Source organism: Mesorhizobium sp. WSM3862 (assembly GCF_002294985.1).
Taxonomy (GTDB): domain Bacteria; phylum Pseudomonadota; class Alphaproteobacteria; order Rhizobiales; family Rhizobiaceae; genus Mesorhizobium.
The window spans coordinates 734,970-752,760 of sequence record NZ_NSGE01000001.1 but is presented as its reverse complement, the minus strand read 5'-3'; the positions used below and the strand labels follow the sequence as shown (position 1 = coordinate 752,760).

Here is a 17,791-nt window from a genome sequence, read left to right as displayed (position 1 = left end):
ACTATGCGCTCGAAGTGATGTTCAATCAAACGAAATGGAATGATCATTTGCATCAGAAAAATTGAAGGCAAGCTCCGATGAACGCCCCACTCAACCATCCTTTGCCGCTGCTCGATCTCGACGTGCTGCGCACCTTCGTGGCGATCGCCGAGACCGGCAGCTTCACCACCGCCGCGAATGCGGTGTTCCGCACCCCCTCGGCCGTCTCCATGCAGATCAAGAAGCTCGAAGACATTCTCGGCCGTTCCGTCTTCGCGCGCGACGCGCGCTCGGTGACGCTGACCACGGACGGCGAGATGCTTCTCGGCTATGCCCGGCGGCTTTTGTCGATCAACCGCGAAGTGGTGTCGAAGTTCATCATTCCCGACATTGTCGGTGTGGTCAGGCTTGGCTCTCCGGACGACTATGGCGAGCGCGTGCTGCCTCACGTGTTGAAGCGCTTCGCGCAATCGCATCCGTCGATCGCCGTCGACGTCACCATCGACCAGAGCGTCAATCTGCGCCGCCGCATGGACGACCGTGCGCTCGACATCACGTTGCTCACCAATTCCTACAAGACCAGCGCGGTCGGCGCCGAGGTGCTGCTAACCGAGCCGATCGTCTGGGCCGGCGCCAAGGGCGGCTGCGCGCATCTGCGCGAACCGCTGCCGGTTTCGCTTTGGGAAGAAGGCTGCGCCTGGCGGGCCGGCGCCCTGGAAGCGCTCGGCCGGGAAGGTCGCAACTACCGCATCGCCTATATGAGCGCTCATACCGCCGGCCAGCGCGCCGCCATCATGGCTGACCTTGCCGTCGCGCCGCTGCCGAAGTCCTTCCTCGGCGACGAGATGGTTTCTCTGGGCGCGAAGGACGGCATGCCCGATATGGGCACCTACAATCTCGCCATGGTGGTGGCACCCGATGCCAGTGCGCCGGTGAAGGCGGTTGCCGACCACATCCGTGCGACCTTCGAACTGTTCCGGGAAACCGGCAAGTTCTGAGCTATTCGGCCGCCGGCGCAGGTCGCGCCGCATAAGTGGTTCGGCGCGATGCATGGGCTCGCTGCGGTACGATCTCGGCTGTGAGGAAGTCGACGATGCTGTCACGTGCGCGCCGCGCTTCCGGCATATCGATCAGCGGCCAAACGTGGAACATGCCTTCCTCGTATACGACATCGACCTCGACGCCTGCGGCGCGCGCCCGTTCGGCGAAGATCAGATTGTCGGGGCTGAGCAGGTCGCGCGAGCCGGTGAGCAGCAGCGTCTTCGGCAGCACCGAGAGATCGCCGTAGAGCGGGCTGATGTGCCAGTCGGAGCGGTCGATGCCGGCGCTGTAGAGCCGGATCGCCTCGAGCCCGCCGGGGATGCCCAGCCAGGGGTCGTTGCGTTCGGCTTCGAACACTTCCGGATTGGACAAGGACATATCGAGGCCGGGCGAGATCAGCACGTGGCGCGCCGGCGAGGGCAGGCCTTCCTCGGCGGCCATCATGGTGAGCACGACTGCCATGTTGCCGCCGGCTGAATCGCCCATGAAGACGATGTTCTCGGCATTGGTCTCTTGCAGCATGCGCCGGTAGACGTCGCCGACCATGCCGAACATGTCATGGAAATTGTGCTCCGGCGCGATCGGATAGATCGGCACGGTGATGCCGAAGCCCAGCCGCTCCGCCATCTCGGCAATCAGCACCCAGTGATAGGACGTGATCTGAAAGACGAAGGCGCCGCCATGCAAATAGAGGATACGCCGGCGCTCGCCCGATTTCGGTGCGATCTCATAGACGGGGAAACCATCGACGCTGGTCTCGGCGATATCCAGCCGCGCCTTCAGAAGAGCCGGCGGATGATAGTCTTCGGTCTTGCGGGCGTAGGCGATCCAGCGCTGCAGATTCTCGGGACTGGAAAAGGCCTTCTTGCGGCTGTGCCTGAGAATGAACGAAACGACGTGGCTTTTCAAACTGGGCATACGGAACACGGATCGGTCGAGCCGACTAAGAGAAATTCCCCCTGCTATGCGAAGATTGTAGTTAGGTTGAAAATGTCAAGGTTCGCAGCGGGCACATCGGCGTGATGCGACGCCGGTCGCGTCAACGGCGCCCTGGCAGCAGCGCGGCGCGCAACTTGTTGTCGCCGATCGCCGAGGCCGCTTGCCGGCCTCGGCGCTTGCCGAGCAGCTTACATTTGTCGGCGAAGGTCATCAGCGGGCGGTTCCCAGGAGCAGCGCGTGCAGGGCTGCCTGCGGGTCGCTCGGCGGCGAAGCCGGCCAGCCGATATCCTTCTGCACATGCACGGGCAGGTCGTTGAGCGCGCGGATCGCCTTGCTCCGGGCATGAGCCTGCCTGATGGTCACGCCGAAGCGGCCGAGGTTATCGAACATCGACATAGTGGGTTCCTCCGGAAGGTCGCGCCGGCTCGAAGACATTTCGCGCCAGCCCTTCGATGGCGGGCTAAATGCGCCCGGCATGTTTCCGGCGGATTTCACGAAAACAGCGTTCCGGTTTCCGGATCGATGGATCCGGAAACGTTTGCATGCATACGAACTAAAGAGAGGCGTCGGGCGAAGGGGACCCTATTCGCGCCCGCGCCGCGCCGCGCGTTCCTCGCGCGAGCGCCGGCGCGGGGTGGCGTCGCCTGCGGTGCCGTCCTCGCCGACCGTCTTGCGCGGCGGCAGCTTCACTGCGGCCGCGAGCTTCGGGAAAGGGTCGACCTTGTTCGGCAGGGCCATGGCGTAGACGAAGTGCTCCTGGAATTTTGGTTCCAGCGCGGTTTCGATCTTTTCGATCCTGCTCACCGTCTCCTCGATCTCACGGCGGTAGCCGCGATTGAGGAGCGCCATGCGCGCGCCGGCGCCGGCGGCGTTGCCGACGGCCGAGACCTTGTCGAGATCGCAATCGGGAATGAGCCCCAGCACCATGGCGTATTTCGGGTCGATGAAAGAACCGAAGGCACCGGCGAAATGGATGCGGTCGACATGGTCGGCGTGCTGCTTTTCCATCAACAGCTTGGTGCCGGCGTAGAGCGCCGCCTTGGCGAGCTGGATGGCGCGCACGTCGTTCTGGGTGATGGTGATCTTCGGCTCGCCGTCCTTCAGCACATAGGAGAAGGTGCGGCCGTTGGCGACGATGCGCGGCGAGCGCGCGCCAAGCGATCCGTCGACGACGCCGTCCTCGGAGATTATACCGGCGAGATACATCTCGGCCACCACTTCGATGATGCCGGAGCCGCAAATGCCGGTGACGCCGGTCGTCTGCACGCTTTCGGCAAAGCCCGGCTGATCCGACCAGAGTTCCGAACCGATGACCCGGTAGCGCGGCTCAAGCGTGTCGGGATCGATGCGCACGCGCTCGATGGCGCCGGGCGCCGCGCGCTGGCCGCCGGAAATCTCGGCGCCCTCGAAGGCCGGGCCGGTGGGAGAGGAGGCCGCAACGACGCGCGTGCTGTTGCCGAGCACAATCTCGGCATTGGTGCCAACGTCGACGATCAGCATCATCTCGTCCTGGCGGTGCGGACCCTCGGAGAGCGTGACCGCGGCTGCGTCGGCGCCGACATGGCCGGCGATACAAGGGAGCATATAAAGGCGAGCGCCCTGGTTCAGTTTCAAGCCGAGATCGGAGGCCTTGATGCGCACGGCGCCGGAAACGGCGAGCGCGAACGGCGCGCCGCCGAGTTCGGTCGGATCGATGCCGAGAAACAGATGATGCATGATCGGATTGCCGACGAACACCGCGTCGAGGATGTCGTTGCGCTGGACATTGCCTTCCGCACAGACCTTGTCGACCAGGCCGGAAACGGCCTCGCGCACGGCGACCGTCATGCCCTCGCGGCCGTCCGGGTTCATCATCACGTAGGAGACGCGGCTCATCAGATCCTCGCCGAAGCGGATCTGCGGATTGGAGGTGCCGGAAGAGGCGGCGACGCGGCCCGACAGCAGCGACACGAGATGCATGGCAATGGTCGTCGAGCCGATGTCGCAGGCGAGCCCGTAGGCCTCGTTCTTCAGGCCCGGCCACAGCGCGATGACGCGCGCGATGTCGCTGTCCGCATCCTTGTGGATGGCGGCGGTGGCGGTCCAATTGCCCTTGCGCAGAATGCCCTGCACCTGCGGCATGAGATAGAAGTCGAACTCGACGTTCTTGAACCCCCAGTCCTTCATCAAGGCGATCTTGAGTCGGTCGAGGTCGCCGAGCGGCTTGTGCATGTCGGGCTCTTCAATCTCGACATAGCACATGCGGATTGCCGTATCGCGAGCGATAACCCTGGTGTCGGCTGCCTTGCGGATGGTCTGGGCGTTGATGACCGTGTCCTGCGGCACGTCAATGACGAGGTCGCCGAGTATCTGCGCTGAGCAGGAGAGGCGGCGGCGCTCGGGCAGGCCGCGCACGCGCTCGTAGCGCTCTTCCTTGGCGCCCTTGGGCGAGATGTGGTCGTTGGCAGAGACGATCTTGTGCTTGGCGAAATTGCCTTCCTGCACCTCGATCTGGCAGCGCCCGCAAGTGGCGCGGCCGCCGCACACGCTCTCGACATAGACGCCGAGCTGGCGCGCGGCGTCCAGCACCGGCGTGCCAACGGGAAACCGCCCGCGCTTGCCTGACGGCATAAACAGCACAAGCGGATCGGTGATGTTGGGCGGGGGATTCATGCTGGCACGCGTCTCGATGGCAATTGCCGATACCGTTTAACGGATCGTTTTACTGTTGGGTGGAGTGTACGTTGGTCCAGGGGCCAAACATGTCGGATATTCTGCTGCCCGCCATCTTCACCGCTTTCACCATGGTGCGCGTGCTCAAAGGCCCATGGCTGCGCAATCCGCAATATCTGGCCTCCGGAATTCTCGGCGCGATCGTCGGAGCGCTCCTGCTCCACGCATTCTGGCCCGCCTACGACGATGATGTCATCGTCGGCGGCGGCACAGGCATCTTCGGATCCTGGGCTGGAATGGCGTTGTTCGACGCCATATTGGGCGTCGCCTGACCGCAAAGCAGACTTCTCCGACCGCATCGACGATGCGACCGGATCAGGGCTGTTTGCAATGCGGCTCACGATTGCGCGCTTACCCCCTGGCCATGCGGGCTTCACGACCGCCGCGGCGACGCCCGCCGGCAGCGGCGGCGCCATCGCCGGGGGCGGTGACCGCGACCGGAGCCGCGACCGCATGGCCGCCTTCGGCCGGCTTGTAGTCCTTGTAGGTGCGGATCCAGTTGGTGCAGTTCTCGTCGGTGCCGTTGAGCACGTTGGCGCCGCGCACGGCCTCCATCTCCTGCGGGCGGACCGGGTTCATGATGGCGCTCGTCATGCCGGCGCCGATCACCATCGGGATGAAGGCGGCGTTGATGCCGTGGCGATGCGGCAAGCCAAACGAGATGTTGGAAAGGCCGCAAGTGGTGTTGACCTTGAGTTCCTCGCGCAGCCGGCGCAGCAGTGCGAACACCTGGCGGCCGGCATCGCCCAGCGCGCCGATCGGCATCACCAGCGGATCGACGACGACGTCATGCGCGGGAATGCCGTGATCGGCGCAGCGCTCGACGATCTTCTTGGCGACCGCGAAGCGGACGTCCGGATCCATCGAGATGCCGGTCTCGTCATTGGAGATGGCGACGACCGGAACGTTGTATTTCTTGACCAGCGGCAGGATGGCTTCGAGCTTCTCTTCCTCGCCGGTGACGGAGTTGACCAGCGGGCGCCCCTTGGCGACCTTCAGCGCCGCCTCGATCGCGGCGGTCACCGAAGAGTCGATAGACAGCGGCAGATCGACCAAGTTCTGCACGATCTCCAGCGTCTGCACCAAAAGCGCCGGCTCGGTCGCATTGGGGTCGACGGCGGTGACACCGGCATTGACGTCGAGCATGGTGGCGCCGCAGGCGGCCTGCTCCAGCGCATCCTTGATGACGGTCTCGAAGTTGCCGGCCACCATCTCGGCGGCCAGCTTCTTGCGGCCGGTCGGGTTGATGCGCTCGCCGATCACGCAGAAGGGCTGATCGAAGCCGATGACGATTTCTCGGGTCGCCGAGGCGACGATGGTGCGGGTCATGCAATCTCTCCGTCGGGATATAAAGAGTTCTTTATATCGTTATCTGGTCTTGTTCAAGCGGACGGGTGCCGGCCGCGCCTTGGACTTTAAGTTCATGTATGTCGTTGCCCCAAACCGGTTCTCACTTTTGGGCGACATACATCAATGCGCGGTCTTCACCATGTCGACCTGGGTTTCGGTAATCTCGTCGTGCAGTATGTGGTCGAGCCGCTCCGCGACGATCTGGTCGTCGCGGCGGATCTCCCGTTTCCAGGGCTGGCGGCCTTTCAGCACGCCGGATTCATCGACGATCTCGGCGACATATTCTTCCTGGCGGTAGGCCATCACATGGACGCCGGCGACGCCCGGAATTTCCTTCACCTCGTTGATGATGTCGATGCAGAGCTGCTTGCCTTCCTTCTTCTGGTCCTGCGCGCCTTCGAGCCGCTTGATCACCGCATCGGGGATATGGATACCCGGCACGTTGGAGCGGATCCATTTGGCGGTCTTGGCAGAGGCGAGCGGCCCGACGCCGCACAGGATGAAGACTTTTTCGGTGTGGCCGAGGTCGCGCGCCTTTTGCATGAAGGTTCGGAACATCGGCACATCGAAGCAATATTGCGTCTGCACGAATTGCGCGCCGGCGGCGATCTTCTTGCCGAGATGGATGGGACGGAAATCGAAAGGCGGCGCGAAGGGGTTTACGGCAGCACCGAGGAAGACCTGCGGCGGCGTCGTCAGCTTGCGGCCGGACAGGAACTTGCCGTTGTCGCGCATGATGCGGATGGTTTCGAGCAGCGACATGGAATCGAGGTCGAAGACCGGCTTGGCGCCCGGCTGATCGCCGGCCTGCACGCCGTCGCCGGTGAGGCAGAGCATGTTGGCGACGCCCATTGCCGCGCCGCCCAGCACGTCGCCCTGAATGGCGATGCGGTTCTTGTCGCGGCACGCGATCTGCATGATCGGGGCGTAGCCCATGCGGGTCAAAAGCGCGCAGATGCCGACCGAAGACATGTGGCAATTGGCGCCGGAGGCGTCGACCGCGTTGATGGCGTCGACCCAACCGTCGAAGATCTTGGCGCGGTTGTAGACGTCTTCAGGGTCGGCGCTGTCGGGCGGGTTGAGCTCGGTCGTCACCGCGAACTCGCCGCGGCGCAGCACGCGCTCCAACCGACCGCGCGACGAATGGCCGGGCAGGGGATCGAGCGGCAGGTGAACGCCGGCCGGGTTCTCGTCGCGCTGGTGGCGGATGCTCATGCTGAAGCTCCGGGGTTCTGCGGATTCTGGGCGGCTTCACGCGCCGCGGCCGCCTGCGCGGTCACCCTGAGCCAGGCCGAGGTTTCGCGCAGCGACTGATCGACCGGCTTCTGCACGGTGAGGATCTTGTCGCCATGCTTCATGTTGCGGGAGCCTTCCCAGGCCTTGACCCAGACACAGGGCATGTCCGGCTCGACCTCGCAATTGCCGTTGGCGCGCACGCCGCCGCACGGGCCGTTGCGCAGCTGCTTCGGGCAGTTCATCGGACACGACATGCCGGTGGAGGAGAGCACGCACTGGCCGCACATGCGGCAGTCGAACATGAAGCCCTTGACGCGTTTCTCGACGAATTTCACCGGCGCTTCGACGCGGCCGTAGCCGATGCCCTTCCACAAAGGATGCAAGAGCAGGAAGACATCGGCGAACCTGCCATAAAACCATTCGAGCAGTCGCGAATGGCGGATGGACCACAACCTCACGGCAAAAGTGCGCTGAACGCGGCGTTGCGGCGACACGTCCGCGGGCTTGTAGTCGGACTTCGGCGCTGCCTTCTTGACCAGGGTGGCCTGGGTGACCGCCGGCTGCTTCTCAGACATTTTCTTTCCCGCCAGCCTTGACCAGAGCGACCAGCCGCTCGCGGTCATATTTCGTATCGAGTTCCTGGTAGGCCTTCTCAACCTCGGCTTCGATGTCGTCGCCGACCGGAACCGGATCGGCCTTGCGCCATTCGGCGAGGTAATCGTCGGTGCCGCCGGCGCCGGTGCGCATGGCGCACATGTCGATCGCCTCGGTGAAGCGCAGCGGCAGCTCGCGCTTGGCGTTCTGCCGGCCTTTCTTGACGATGACCTGCGCAGGGATATCGCGCCAATAGACGACGATCAGATCGGCCATGAATTCTCAACTCCTCGATGTTGGGAGCATTGCCGCATGCGCCCTTGTGCCGCTTGTTATGGGACGACGCGCGCGCCTTCAAAAGCGACGCTGGCGATGACGCAAAGCGAGTGCTGAATTTCCGACGCTGGCAGATTACCAGACGCGCTTCGTCAGGCCGGTCCAGAGGTAGAACCAAATCGTCGGGTGAAACCACTGTTTCGAGGGCAGGCCGGGATCGATCATCGTAAGTTTTCCCGCCAGCGTCTCGGCCACTGCCTGGACGCAGATGTCGCGGGAAAATGCCGCCTGCCGCAGCGCGTAGCTGGCGATGGTGTCGCCGCGTTTCGACTTGCCGCGCGCCTGCTTCAGCACTCCGCCGGTGTCGACGCCGGCATCGACCAGATGCACGGTGGTGCCGAAATTCACTCGATCGCCGGAGGCCAGCGCCCAGTAGCCGCCATTCATGCCACGATATTTCGGGGCAATGCCGGCGTGATAGTTAAGCACCGGGCAAGGCATCTTCGCGAGCGTATCCCTCGACAGCAGCCGGCAGCCGGCGAGGAGCACGACGCCCGGCCCGATCTTCTCAATCGCCTGAAGGCATTCCGGACCGTTGGCGGAAGGCACATGAATGATCGTCTGGGTCGGGCGAGGTTCTGTCTCGAGCTTTTCCTCGGCAATCAGCCGTGCAGCATGGCCGGCAAAGAACCGCTTGCCAAGCCTGGTCAGCAGCATCGTGCCGAGCTGGCCGATGGCCGAGATCCAGCCCTGGCGGCGGGCGCGGCCGAGCAGCAAACGCTTTTTTGATTCAGGGGTTTCGAGGATGACACTGACAGGGCCGACGCGATCGGCGATGGCGTTGACGATGGCCCAGATATGCGGACCGCCTTCGGTGACGACCACAATCCGTCGCGGACTGGATTCCGACGTTGCCATGGCAAGCACCCGCTCTCAAAGTCGGGCGCATGCTAGGGCGAGCGGGTTAACCCTTGGTGAGACGCATGATCCTGGTCCGAAAAGTCTGCAACTTTTCGGGCTCAGTCAGCGCTTGAATTCCATGATGTCGAGCTTCGATTCGTAATAGGGCGCGGGGAATTCGATGCGCCACTCGGTGGCGCTGTTGCGGAAGGCATAGCCCACTTGGTCGCTTTCGGCGCCGCTGCCATAGGGCTTGGCCTTGTCGTCATTGACCGAAAACGAGCCGAGATAGATGGCGCGCTTCTCACCGTCGTCGAAGAACCGACCGGTGGTGCGCTGGGAGCCGCTGATCTTCTGCAGCCGCCAGCCCGAGCCGTCCTCGGTGACCTTGCATTTGAACCAGCCATAGATGACGAGCGGGCTCAAGCCGCCGGCCTTGATGGTGCGACATTTCCAGTTGCCGGTCAGATCCTTGTCGGAGAAAGCGACCAGCGGCTTCGCGAGCAGCGCATCGAGTTGCTTGACCTCGGCCGGATCGCCGGCTTTCGCTTCCTCAAGCGCGGCCTTGCGCGTTTCGCCATATTTGTCGAGCCGCGCCTTGTCGGCGGCGGTGATCAGCTTCTGCACCTCGCCATCGGCATAGGCCGGCAGGGTAAAGCCAATAAGGCAAAGGGCGGCAAGCAGCAGGCGAGGGATCATGGACGTTCCCCGAATCGGTGGCTGGAACAGCTGTTTGGTCTGCTGGGGCACAACTTACCCGTTCGCAGGCCGCTGTCATCCGGCTTAACAGCGGCGGCGAGGGGGCTTCGTCTGCAAGTCGATCGTCCGTTCCGCTGGCCGCCGTTTGAAGCAGCCCTGCGAGAGCCTCAAGCGTTGGCTGCCGCCCGTGCCAGTTCACCCGTGAGATCGCCATAGCCGGTCGAGCGGCGCTCGTAGGCGAGGTCGAGCATGGCGGCGGCTTTCTCGGCAACCTTGTCGAGTTCCGGATCGTCGGTTTGCGCGAGATAGATCAGCTTCTCGTAATTGCCGAAATAGTCCTTGATAAGCTCGGGATGCCTGTCGAGCCCGAGCGGCTTGATGAAGAAGGCGTCGAATTGGCGGCAGAGGAAGTCGGTCATGTAGAACGACATCATGTCGCCGTCGGCGACCTTCGCGTAGGCGTCCATGCTCTGGTAGAAGGCGAAGCAATGCGGGCCGGCCATGCGCTCCACGCCATGCTTCTCGATCACGTGGTCGAGCATGCCGCCGGTGCCGCAATCGGCATAGCCGACGAAGATGTGGTTGTAGCCTTCCGCTTTGGCCTTTTCGATGGCCTTGTCCATGGCCGGCGCGATGCGGTCCGGATAGAAGTGGAACTCGGCCGGCAGGCAGGTCAACTCAAGGTGATCGAGCTTTAGCTGTTGCTTGACGGCCAAAACTTCGCGCGCAATCATCCCGCAGGCGATGACGAGCAGCCTGTCTGTTTGATTCGGTTTCGTTTTTTGCGTTTTGACCATGAACCAGTCGTGCCGGTTTTCGCTGCGGGGCTAATTATCTGTTGAGGGAGACACCCATGAATCTGCTACGCATCGCGCCGATTGCCATCCTTGCCTGCGCGCTTGCACTCACCGCCTGCGCCAACACCATTCGAGGCGTCGGCAAGGACGTCAAATCGACGGCGAGGGCGGTCAAAGACACTGTCGCCAACTGATCGTTCAGCCTCATCATCATCTGGGAACAAAAAAGCCGCGCTGCAAGGCGCGGCTTTTTTCGATCCATCCTGATGCCCTGGGATCAGGCGGAAGCGCGAACGTTGTGCTTGCGCTTCATGAAGTCCTTGGCGGTCTCGACCGCCACCGCGGCATCGCGGCAATAAGCGTCGGCGCCGACGGCCTTGCCGAATTCCTCGTTGAGCGGCGCACCGCCGACCAGCACGACGTAATCGTCGCGAATGCCCTTTTCCTTCATCGTGTCGATGACGACCTTCATATAGGGCATGGTCGTGGTGAGCAGCGCCGACATGCCGATGATGTCAGGCTGATGCTGCTCGATCGCTTCCAGATACTTCTCGACCGCGTTGTTGATGCCGAGGTCGATGACATCGAAGCCGGCGCCCTCCATCATCATGCCGACGAGGTTCTTGCCGATGTCGTGGATGTCGCCCTTGACGGTGCCGATCACCATCTTGCCCTGCTTGGGCGCGCCGGTGGCGGCAAGCAGCGGGCGCAGGATGGCCATGCCGGCCTTCATGGCGTTGGCCGAGAGCAGCACTTCCGGCACGAACAGGATGCCATCGCGGAAATCTTCGCCGACGATGCGCATGCCTTCGACCAGCGCCTCGGTCAGCACCGTGTAGGGCTGCCAGCCGCGCTCAAGAAGGATATGCGTGCCTTCCTCGATCTCTTCCTTCAGCCCGTCATAAAGGTCGTCATGCATCTGCTGCACGAGTTCCTCGTCGGAAAGCTCGGAAAGGATGATCTCGTCGTCGGACATTTTTTCCTCGGGCTCCTTGCTGCTCGGAATGCTTGCTGCAGCTCAAAAATCGATGCGCCAATACCTAACCCGCGAGGGCAAGGTAGCCATAGCTGATTTGCGACTTCCCGCAAAAGGAAAGCGACTGAAAAGTTGGCGGTTTTCTTGTCGATTTTGCGACAGGCGTTGGCGCTGGCGGGCCGTTTCCAATAGGGTGCATGGCTACGATCCGAAAAGAAGCGGCGGCGAACCGGCCGCGAGCCAATTCAGGCCCAAATCTAAAATCTATAGGAAGAACGATCATGAGCGATAACGCGGCAGTCGAGCAGGAAGCGTCGGGCGGACGACGCGGACGCGGCGCCAGCGGCGGCGCGGCGGCCAGGCGCGCGGCGCGCGCAGGCGGCGGTCCGGGCACCCAGCTCACCTATATCAAGCGCAAGATCAACGTCTACGAGGTCCTCGACGAGGAAGGCCTGGCGCTGATCGAGAAGAACACAGACACGGTGCTGGAAGAGATCGGCATCATCTTCCGCGACGACGCCGAGGCGCTCGCGCTGTGGAAAGAGGCCGGCGCCGATGTGAAAGGCGAGCGCGTGCATTTTCCCAAGGGGCTTTGCCGCTCGCTGCTCAAGACCGCGCCTTCGATCTACACCCAGCATGCGCGCAATCCGGAGCGTTCGGTGCAGATCGGGGGCAAGGGAACGGTGTTCGCGCCGGTCTACGGCCCGCCCTTCGTGCGCGACCTCGACGGCAACCGCCGCTACGCAACGCTTGAGGATTTCCAGAATTTCGTGAAGCTCGCCTATATGGCGCCGTCGATCCACCATTCGGGCGGCACGGTATGCGAGCCGGTCGACGTGCCGGTCAATAAGCGCCATCTGGACATGGTCTATTCGCATATCCGCTATTCGGACAAACCGTTCATGGGCTCGGTGACGGCGCCGGAGCGGGCCGAGGATACGGTGGCGATGGCCAAGATCGTGTTCGGCGAGGATTTCGTCGAGAACAACACGGTGCTGACCAGCCTGATCAACGCCAACTCGCCGATGGTGTTCGACGAGACCATGCTCGGCGCGCTGAAAGTCTATTCGCGCCACAACCAGGCCTGCATTGTCACGCCGTTCATCCTGGCCGGCGCGATGAGCCCGGTGACGGTTGCCGGAACGCTGACGCAGATCCTGGCCGAGGTGCTTGCCGGCGCCTCTTTCACGCAGCTGATCAGGCCCGGCGCGCCGGTGCTGTTCGGCACTTTCGCCTCGTCGATCTCGATGCAGTCGGGCGCGCCGACTTTCGGCACGCCGGAACCATCGCTGGTTTCCTATGGCGCAGCGCAGCTCGCGCGCCGGCTAGGCCTGCCGTTCCGCACCGGTGGCTCGCTCTGCGCCTCGAAGGTCCCGGATGCGCAGGCGGCCTATGAGAGCGCCAACACGCTGAACTCGACCATCCTTGCCGGCACCAACTTCGTGCTGCATTCGGCCGGCTGGCTCGAGGGCGGACTGGCGTCCTGCTACGAGAAATTCATGATGGACATCGACCAGCTCGGCATGACGCAAAAATTCTCCGAGGGCGTCGACCTGTCGGAGAACGGCCAGGCGATGGACGCCATCCGCCAGGTCGGTCCGGGCAGCCACTATCTCGGCTGCGACCACACGCAGGCGAATTTCCAGACCGCCTTCTACCGCTCCAACATCGCGGACAACAATTCCTATGAGCAGTGGCTGGCCGAAGGCGAAAAGACCGCGCCGCAGCGCGCCAACGAGCTCGCTCGTCGCTGGCTGGAAAGCTACGAGGCACCGCATCTCGATCCGGCGATCGACGAGGCACTGAAGGATTTCATCGACAGGAAGAAGGCCTCGATGGCCGACGCCTTCACTTGAAAGGAGCCCGAGTCAGGCCGGGCTAAAGTCGCCAACATCATCCATAAGGAAGTCTGGCGGAGCGCGTTCTCCGACCCGGACAAGAAGGGATGACTTTTTCGCGCGGCACGATCGAAGGGACCGCGGCCGCGCTTGCCGCCGACGGCCTGATCCTTCGGGGCGGCTTTCGCTTCGCTAGTGATGAAGTGGCGCCTGCGGGGCTTTCAGGCGCGCCTGCGAAGTCCGCCCTCTTGGTTGGGCAGGCCGGCGCCGCACCCTGGCCGCACTTCCAGCGCTGGCTCGGGCAGCGGGCCAGCGGGATCGTCAACCCGCTCGACACCTGGTCGCGGGAGGTGATCGGCGCGGTGGCGCAAGCGTTCGGCGCTCGCGCCGTGTCGCCCTCCGACAGGCCCTATCTGCCGTTCCAGCAATGGGCGATGCGGGCGGAAGGGTTGAAGCCGTCGCCGCTCGGCATCCTCATGCATCCGCAGTATGGGCTCTGGCATGCCTATCGCGGCGCGCTGCTGTTCGAGGAAGAGATTTTCCTCCCCGAGCCTCGAGAACCGATTCATCTCTGCGACACATGCGTCGAAAAACCCTGCATGAAATCCTGCCCGGTCGATGCCTATTCCGAGCAGGGTTTTGCCCATGAAGCCTGTCTTGGGCATGTGCGCGGCCCCAGTGGCGGCTTGCGCCGCACGAGCGGCTGCCTCGACCGCAATGCATGTCCCTACGGGGCGGACTATCGTTATCCGCCAGAGGTGCAGGCCTTTCATATGGCCGCCTTTGCTCGGCTGTAAAATGAAGGCCAACCGCACGAAATCTTGAACGCCAGGCTCCGGGATTGTCTTGCCGGGCCGCTCCAGCCGGATATCTATCGCGCGGACAGACGACGGAGAGCAGCATGGCCAAGCAAGAGATCGAGATCGAAACCCGGGACGGGAAGGCCAAGGCCGGGCTGTTCCGACCGGCGGCGGCGGCCAGGGCCGGCGTCATCCTCTACATGGATATTTTCGGCCCGCGGCCGACGCTCGACCAGATGGCCGAACGCCTCGCAGGGCATGGCTATGCCGTGCTGGTGCCCGATCTGTTCTATCGCAGCGTGCCCTATGGACCGTTCGACCCTAAGACTGCGTTTGCTGAGGATAAGACCAGGGCTCAACTGACGGCGCTGAGCGGTGGCACCACGCAAGAGATGACCATCCGCGATAGCGTGGCCTTCCTCGATGCGCTCACTGCCGAAGGCCTAGACGGGCCGGTCGGCGTCGTCGGCTATTGCATGGGCGGCGCACGGGCTCTTAATGCCGCCGCGGCCTATCCCGACCGCATTGCTGCCGCCGCCAGCTTCCACGGCGGCAATCTGGCAAGCGACGCGCCCGACAGCCCGCACCGGAAGGCGGCGTCGATCAAGGCACGCATCTACGTCGGGGTCGCCGGCGTGGACCGCAGCTTTCCGCCGGAGCAATCGGCCCGGCTGGCAGAGGCGCTCAGGGTCGCCGAAGTCGACCACACGATCGAGAACTATGTCGGCGTCGGTCATGGCTGGTGCGTCAAGGACCACAGCGTCTATGACGAAGCGGGCGCCGAGCGCCATTGGAAGCGGCTCATCACGCTGTTCGCCGAAACCTTGGGGTAGGGTGCGGAGGCTGCCGCAAAAAAATCTTTCCATCGCCCCAAGGAATCGCCATTAGCCTTCGTCCAACAGGCAAATGACGGCGATGATGCTGGACGACAGCGAAGCCTCCGATGCCGAATTGATCGGGCGGGCGAGGGGCGGAGACCGGGGGGCTTTCGGCAAACTGCTCGAAAGGCACTATGGCTTCGTCTATCGCGCCGCCTATCGCTGGTGCGGCCGCAAGGCCGATGCCGAAGATATCGCCCAGGATGTCTGCGTGCGGCTCGGCCGGGCAATCCGCGACTATCAGGGCAATGGCGCGTTCACGACCTGGCTCTACGCCATGACACTGAACGCTTCGCGCGACATGATGCGCAAGCGCGCCCGCGACAGCGCCAAGACCGAGGCCTTCGGCACGTATGCGCTGATCGCGGGGGAGGGCTCGGCGGAAGCCCAGGACCCGGCCGAGGCGCTGTGGGCGGCGGTGCGCATGCTGCCGGACAAGCAGCGCGACGCGGTGCTGCTCGTCTATGGCGAAGGGTTGAGCCACGCGGCTGCGGCCGAGGTGATGGCGATCTCGGAGGCGACGGTTTCCTGGCACATCCATGAAGCGAAGAAACGGCTGAAGCTGCTCATGCGCTCAGCCGGGGAAGTGTGACCATGGTCGACGACAACGAACTCGAAAGGCTGCGCAATCTGGCAGTTCCGGCGCCGGACAGCGAAGCGCAAACGCGTGCGTTGGCCGCCGCGATGCAGGCCTTCGACTTGAACGAAAAAATTTCGACCGTCCCCCAAGGATCGCCGGCAGATCTTCGTCTCACGGAGCGAGCACAAAGGCTCTGGAGAGAGATCATGCAACGGAAACTCATTGCCACCCCGGCCCTGACCGCGCTGGTCGCGCTGCCTATCGCCGGCTATGCCGCTTTTGAGATGCTGAGGGAGCAGCCGCCCGTTATTTCAAACGGGAAGGTCACCGAAACGGTGGCCGACAAGCCGGTTGCGCAGAAGCCGATACCGAACCAGCCCGCGATCAGCGAGCCGCTGGCGGCCGCGCCTGCCAAGGAGAAGAAGACCGGCGCCGACAGCGAGAGGCGTGTCGAAGACGAGGCGCAGGTCGCACCGGCATCGCCGCCGAAAACTGAATTGAGCCGATCCGATGATCGGACCAGGCAGGAATACGGGGCGTTGAAGGACTTTGCCAAGCAAGTACCACAGGCGCTGCCTGCGCCGCCGCCTGCACCTGCGGAGGTTGACCAGCTGGCCGCCGGCGGACGCGCGGATGCCCAGGCGCCGGCAACCGCCATGCAGCCTGCAGAGATGCCGGCTGGCGCCGTCGCTGGTTCCAGGCCGATGGTTCAGCCGGCGCCCATGCCGGCCGATCAAATGCAGCCGCAAGAGCAAAACCGCGACCGCATCGAGACCTTCAAGACCAATCCGGTTCACCAAGCCGCCCAGGATCCGGTGTCGACCTTCTCGATCGATGTCGACACGGCGTCCTATTCCTTCGTCCGCCGCTCGCTGAAGGAAGGTATTCTGCCCGACCCAGGTACGGTGCGGGTCGAAGAGATGATCAACTACTTCCCCTATGACTGGAAGGGGCCGGACTCGGCCGCGACGCCGTTCAATTCGACCGTCACCGTCATGCCGACGCCCTGGAACGAGCGCACCAAGCTGATGCATGTTGCGATCAAGGGTTTTGACGTGAAGCCGGTCGAGGCGCCGAAGGCCAACCTGGTGTTCCTGATCGACGTTTCGGGTTCGATGGACGAGCCGGACAAGCTGCCGCTGTTGAAGTCGGCGTTCCGGTTGCTGGTCAGCAAGCTCAAGGCCGACGACACCGTCTCCATCGTCACCTATGCCGGCAATGCCGGCACGGTGCTGATGCCGACAAAGGCCGCGGAAAGGCAGAAGATTCTTGCGGCGATAGACAATCTGGAGCCAGGCGGTTCGACCGCCGGCGAGGCAGGCATCAAGGAAGCCTACAAACTTGCGCAGCAATCCTTCGTCAAGGACGGCATCAACCGCGTGATGCTTGCCACCGACGGCGATTTCAACGTCGGCCAGACCGATGACGACGAACTCAAACGGTTGATCGAGAAGGAGCGCAAGACCGGCGTGTTTCTCTCGGTGTTCGGCTTCGGCCGCGGCAACCTCAACGACCAGATGATGCAGACCATCGCCCAGAACGGCAATGGCACGGCCGCCTATATCGACACGCTTGCCGAGGCCGAGAAGGTGCTGGTCGAGGACGCGTCCTCGACGCTGTTCACCATTGCCAAGGACGTGAAAATCCAAGTCGAGTTCAACCCGGCCAAGGTCTCGGAATACCGCCTGGTCGGCTATGAGACGCGGGCGCTCAAGCGCGAGGATTTCAACAATGACCGCGTCGACGCCGGCGATATCGGTTCCGGCCATTCGGTGACTGCGATCTACGAGGTCACGCCTAAGGGAAGCGGCGCCGAGCAGGTCGATCCGTTGCGCTATGGCGAGGCGAAGGTCGACAATGGCGGCGTTGCCAATGCGGGCGAATATGCCTTCGTAAAAATCCGCTACAAGCTGCCGAACGAGAATGTCTCGAAACTGATCACGACACCGGTGACCGCGGCCAACGAGGTGCCGTCCTTCGATGAAGCCGGCGTCGACCAGCGCTTTTCGGTCGCGGTCGCGGCTTTCGGGCAGAAGCTGCGCGACGCGGATCAGACGGCGAATTTCGGCTACGACCGGATCCTGGAGATCGCCAACGCCGCGCGCGGCGCTGATCCGTTCGGCTACAGGGCGGAATTCCTGTCGCTGGTGCGGCTAGCCTCGTCGCTGGGCACCAACAGATAGGGCGGGTGCCATC

The 17,791-nt window shown here is 63.4% G+C and carries 19 protein-coding genes; 8 read left to right on the top strand and 11 right to left on the bottom strand.

The window, feature by feature from the left end:
* The first annotated feature begins 77 nt into the window (after positions 1–77).
* Complete coding sequence (locus tag CK224_RS03760) at positions 78–977, top strand: LysR substrate-binding domain-containing protein (RefSeq protein ID WP_095780813.1); 900 nt, start codon at positions 78–80, stop codon at positions 975–977.
* A 1-nt stretch (position 978) separates the two neighbouring features.
* Here the strand turns inward: CK224_RS03760 and CK224_RS03755 are convergent, their stop codons facing one another.
* The 3 genes from CK224_RS03755 to CK224_RS03745 form a co-directional block, all read right to left on the bottom strand.
* On the bottom strand, positions 979–1,938 hold the full coding sequence (locus CK224_RS03755; RefSeq protein WP_066999648.1) for an alpha/beta hydrolase: 960 nt from the start codon (positions 1,936–1,938) through the stop codon (positions 979–981).
* Between the two features lie 231 nt (positions 1,939–2,169).
* The gene (locus tag CK224_RS03750; protein WP_067329623.1) at positions 2,170–2,355 is read right to left on the bottom strand and encodes a hypothetical protein; all 186 of its coding nucleotides are present in this window, start codon (positions 2,353–2,355) and stop codon (positions 2,170–2,172) included.
* Between the two features lie 186 nt (positions 2,356–2,541).
* A complete protein-coding gene (locus tag CK224_RS03745; protein ID WP_095778499.1) occupies positions 2,542–4,611 on the bottom strand; it encodes an ASKHA domain-containing protein in 2,070 nt (689 codons plus the stop codon).
* Between the two features lie 89 nt (positions 4,612–4,700).
* Between CK224_RS03745 and CK224_RS03740 the strand changes: the two genes are divergently transcribed.
* A complete protein-coding gene (locus CK224_RS03740) occupies positions 4,701–4,943 on the top strand; it encodes a hypothetical protein (RefSeq protein ID WP_245299687.1) in 243 nt (80 codons plus the stop codon).
* 79 nt (positions 4,944–5,022) lie between these two features.
* On the opposite strand, the gene CK224_RS03735 is transcribed toward CK224_RS03740, so the two are convergent.
* The 7 genes from CK224_RS03735 to CK224_RS03705 form a co-directional block, all read right to left on the bottom strand.
* Positions 5,023–6,000, bottom strand: a complete 978-nt coding sequence (locus CK224_RS03735) for a methyltetrahydrofolate cobalamin methyltransferase (RefSeq protein ID WP_095778498.1) — start codon at positions 5,998–6,000, stop codon at positions 5,023–5,025.
* A 141-nt stretch (positions 6,001–6,141) separates the two neighbouring features.
* Entirely contained in the window at positions 6,142–7,236 is a 1,095-nt protein-coding gene (locus CK224_RS03730; RefSeq protein WP_095780812.1) for a methylenetetrahydrofolate reductase, read from the bottom strand.
* A complete protein-coding gene (locus CK224_RS03725; RefSeq protein ID WP_066999668.1) occupies positions 7,233–7,832 on the bottom strand; it encodes a methylenetetrahydrofolate reductase C-terminal domain-containing protein in 600 nt (199 codons plus the stop codon). The genes CK224_RS03730 and CK224_RS03725 overlap by 4 nt, the downstream gene beginning before the upstream one ends.
* Positions 7,825–8,127 (bottom strand): virulence factor, encoded by a 303-nt coding sequence (locus tag CK224_RS03720; RefSeq protein WP_066999671.1) that lies wholly within the window; start codon positions 8,125–8,127, stop codon positions 7,825–7,827. Before CK224_RS03720 ends, CK224_RS03725 begins: the two co-directional genes overlap by 8 nt.
* A 135-nt stretch (positions 8,128–8,262) precedes the next feature.
* Positions 8,263–9,045, bottom strand: coding sequence for a formyl transferase (locus tag CK224_RS03715; RefSeq protein WP_066999675.1), 783 nt, complete (start codon positions 9,043–9,045; stop codon positions 8,263–8,265).
* Between the two features lie 105 nt (positions 9,046–9,150).
* Positions 9,151–9,726, bottom strand: coding sequence for a DUF4893 domain-containing protein (locus tag CK224_RS03710; RefSeq protein ID WP_095780811.1), 576 nt, complete (start codon positions 9,724–9,726; stop codon positions 9,151–9,153).
* A 167-nt stretch (positions 9,727–9,893) separates the two neighbouring features.
* A complete protein-coding gene (locus tag CK224_RS03705) occupies positions 9,894–10,523 on the bottom strand; it encodes a DUF1638 domain-containing protein (protein ID WP_095780810.1) in 630 nt (209 codons plus the stop codon).
* A 56-nt stretch (positions 10,524–10,579) separates the two neighbouring features.
* Here CK224_RS03705 and CK224_RS03700 point away from each other — a divergent pair, with 56 nt between their 5' ends.
* Positions 10,580–10,717: an entericidin A/B family lipoprotein gene (locus CK224_RS03700; RefSeq protein WP_095780809.1), complete on the top strand. Its 138-nt coding sequence runs from the start codon at positions 10,580–10,582 to the stop codon at positions 10,715–10,717.
* 83 nt (positions 10,718–10,800) lie between these two features.
* Here CK224_RS03700 and CK224_RS03695 read toward each other — a convergent pair whose 3' ends face one another.
* On the bottom strand, positions 10,801–11,499 hold the full coding sequence (locus CK224_RS03695; protein ID WP_066999684.1) for a B12-binding domain-containing protein: 699 nt from the start codon (positions 11,497–11,499) through the stop codon (positions 10,801–10,803).
* 281 nt (positions 11,500–11,780) lie between these two features.
* On the opposite strand from CK224_RS03695, the gene CK224_RS03690 reads away from it, so the two are divergent.
* The 5 genes from CK224_RS03690 (at position 11,781) to CK224_RS03670 (ending at position 17,778) form a co-directional block, all read left to right on the top strand.
* Positions 11,781–13,355 carry a trimethylamine methyltransferase family protein gene (locus CK224_RS03690; protein ID WP_095780808.1) on the top strand — a complete coding sequence of 525 codons (1,575 nt, stop codon included), beginning with the start codon at positions 11,781–11,783 and terminating at the stop codon, positions 13,353–13,355.
* A gap of 89 nt (positions 13,356–13,444) precedes the next feature.
* The gene (locus tag CK224_RS03685) at positions 13,445–14,134 is read left to right on the top strand and encodes a hypothetical protein (RefSeq protein WP_095780807.1); all 690 of its coding nucleotides are present in this window, start codon (positions 13,445–13,447) and stop codon (positions 14,132–14,134) included.
* 104 nt (positions 14,135–14,238) lie between these two features.
* Positions 14,239–14,970, top strand: a complete 732-nt coding sequence (locus tag CK224_RS03680; RefSeq protein WP_095780806.1) for a dienelactone hydrolase family protein — start codon at positions 14,239–14,241, stop codon at positions 14,968–14,970.
* Positions 14,971–15,043: 73 nt separating this feature from the next.
* Positions 15,044–15,607: an RNA polymerase sigma factor gene (locus CK224_RS03675; RefSeq protein ID WP_067329326.1), complete on the top strand. Its 564-nt coding sequence runs from the start codon at positions 15,044–15,046 to the stop codon at positions 15,605–15,607.
* Positions 15,608–15,609: 2 nt separating this feature from the next.
* Positions 15,610–17,778 carry a VWA domain-containing protein gene (locus CK224_RS03670; RefSeq protein WP_095780805.1) on the top strand — a complete coding sequence of 723 codons (2,169 nt, stop codon included), beginning with the start codon at positions 15,610–15,612 and terminating at the stop codon, positions 17,776–17,778.
* The last annotated feature ends 13 nt before the right edge of the window (positions 17,779–17,791 follow it).

Bases quoted from the DNA above. Each gene is read 5' to 3' on its own strand.
- CK224_RS03760 (WP_095780813.1), top strand. From the start codon at position 78: ATGAACGCCCCACTCAACCATCCTTTGCCGCTGCTCGATCTCGACGTG.
- CK224_RS03755 (WP_066999648.1), bottom strand. From the start codon at position 1,938: ATGCCCAGTTTGAAAAGCCACGTCGTTTCGTTCATTCTCAGGCACAGC.
- CK224_RS03750 (WP_067329623.1), bottom strand. From the start codon at position 2,355: ATGTCGATGTTCGATAACCTCGGCCGCTTCGGCGTGACCATCAGGCAG.
- CK224_RS03745 (WP_095778499.1), bottom strand. From the start codon at position 4,611: ATGAATCCCCCGCCCAACATCACCGATCCGCTTGTGCTGTTTATGCCG.
- CK224_RS03740 (WP_245299687.1), top strand. From the start codon at position 4,701: ATGTCGGATATTCTGCTGCCCGCCATCTTCACCGCTTTCACCATGGTG.
- CK224_RS03735 (WP_095778498.1), bottom strand. From the start codon at position 6,000: ATGACCCGCACCATCGTCGCCTCGGCGACCCGAGAAATCGTCATCGGC.
- CK224_RS03730 (WP_095780812.1), bottom strand. From the start codon at position 7,236: ATGAGCATCCGCCACCAGCGCGACGAGAACCCGGCCGGCGTTCACCTG.
- CK224_RS03725 (WP_066999668.1), bottom strand. From the start codon at position 7,832: ATGTCTGAGAAGCAGCCGGCGGTCACCCAGGCCACCCTGGTCAAGAAG.
- CK224_RS03720 (WP_066999671.1), bottom strand. From the start codon at position 8,127: ATGGCCGATCTGATCGTCGTCTATTGGCGCGATATCCCTGCGCAGGTC.
- CK224_RS03715 (WP_066999675.1), bottom strand. From the start codon at position 9,045: ATGGCAACGTCGGAATCCAGTCCGCGACGGATTGTGGTCGTCACCGAA.
- CK224_RS03710 (WP_095780811.1), bottom strand. From the start codon at position 9,726: ATGATCCCTCGCCTGCTGCTTGCCGCCCTTTGCCTTATTGGCTTTACC.
- CK224_RS03705 (WP_095780810.1), bottom strand. From the start codon at position 10,523: ATGGTCAAAACGCAAAAAACGAAACCGAATCAAACAGACAGGCTGCTC.
- CK224_RS03700 (WP_095780809.1), top strand. From the start codon at position 10,580: ATGAATCTGCTACGCATCGCGCCGATTGCCATCCTTGCCTGCGCGCTT.
- CK224_RS03695 (WP_066999684.1), bottom strand. From the start codon at position 11,499: ATGTCCGACGACGAGATCATCCTTTCCGAGCTTTCCGACGAGGAACTC.
- CK224_RS03690 (WP_095780808.1), top strand. From the start codon at position 11,781: ATGAGCGATAACGCGGCAGTCGAGCAGGAAGCGTCGGGCGGACGACGC.
- CK224_RS03685 (WP_095780807.1), top strand. From the start codon at position 13,445: ATGACTTTTTCGCGCGGCACGATCGAAGGGACCGCGGCCGCGCTTGCC.
- CK224_RS03680 (WP_095780806.1), top strand. From the start codon at position 14,239: ATGGCCAAGCAAGAGATCGAGATCGAAACCCGGGACGGGAAGGCCAAG.
- CK224_RS03675 (WP_067329326.1), top strand. From the start codon at position 15,044: ATGACGGCGATGATGCTGGACGACAGCGAAGCCTCCGATGCCGAATTG.
- CK224_RS03670 (WP_095780805.1), top strand. From the start codon at position 15,610: ATGGTCGACGACAACGAACTCGAAAGGCTGCGCAATCTGGCAGTTCCG.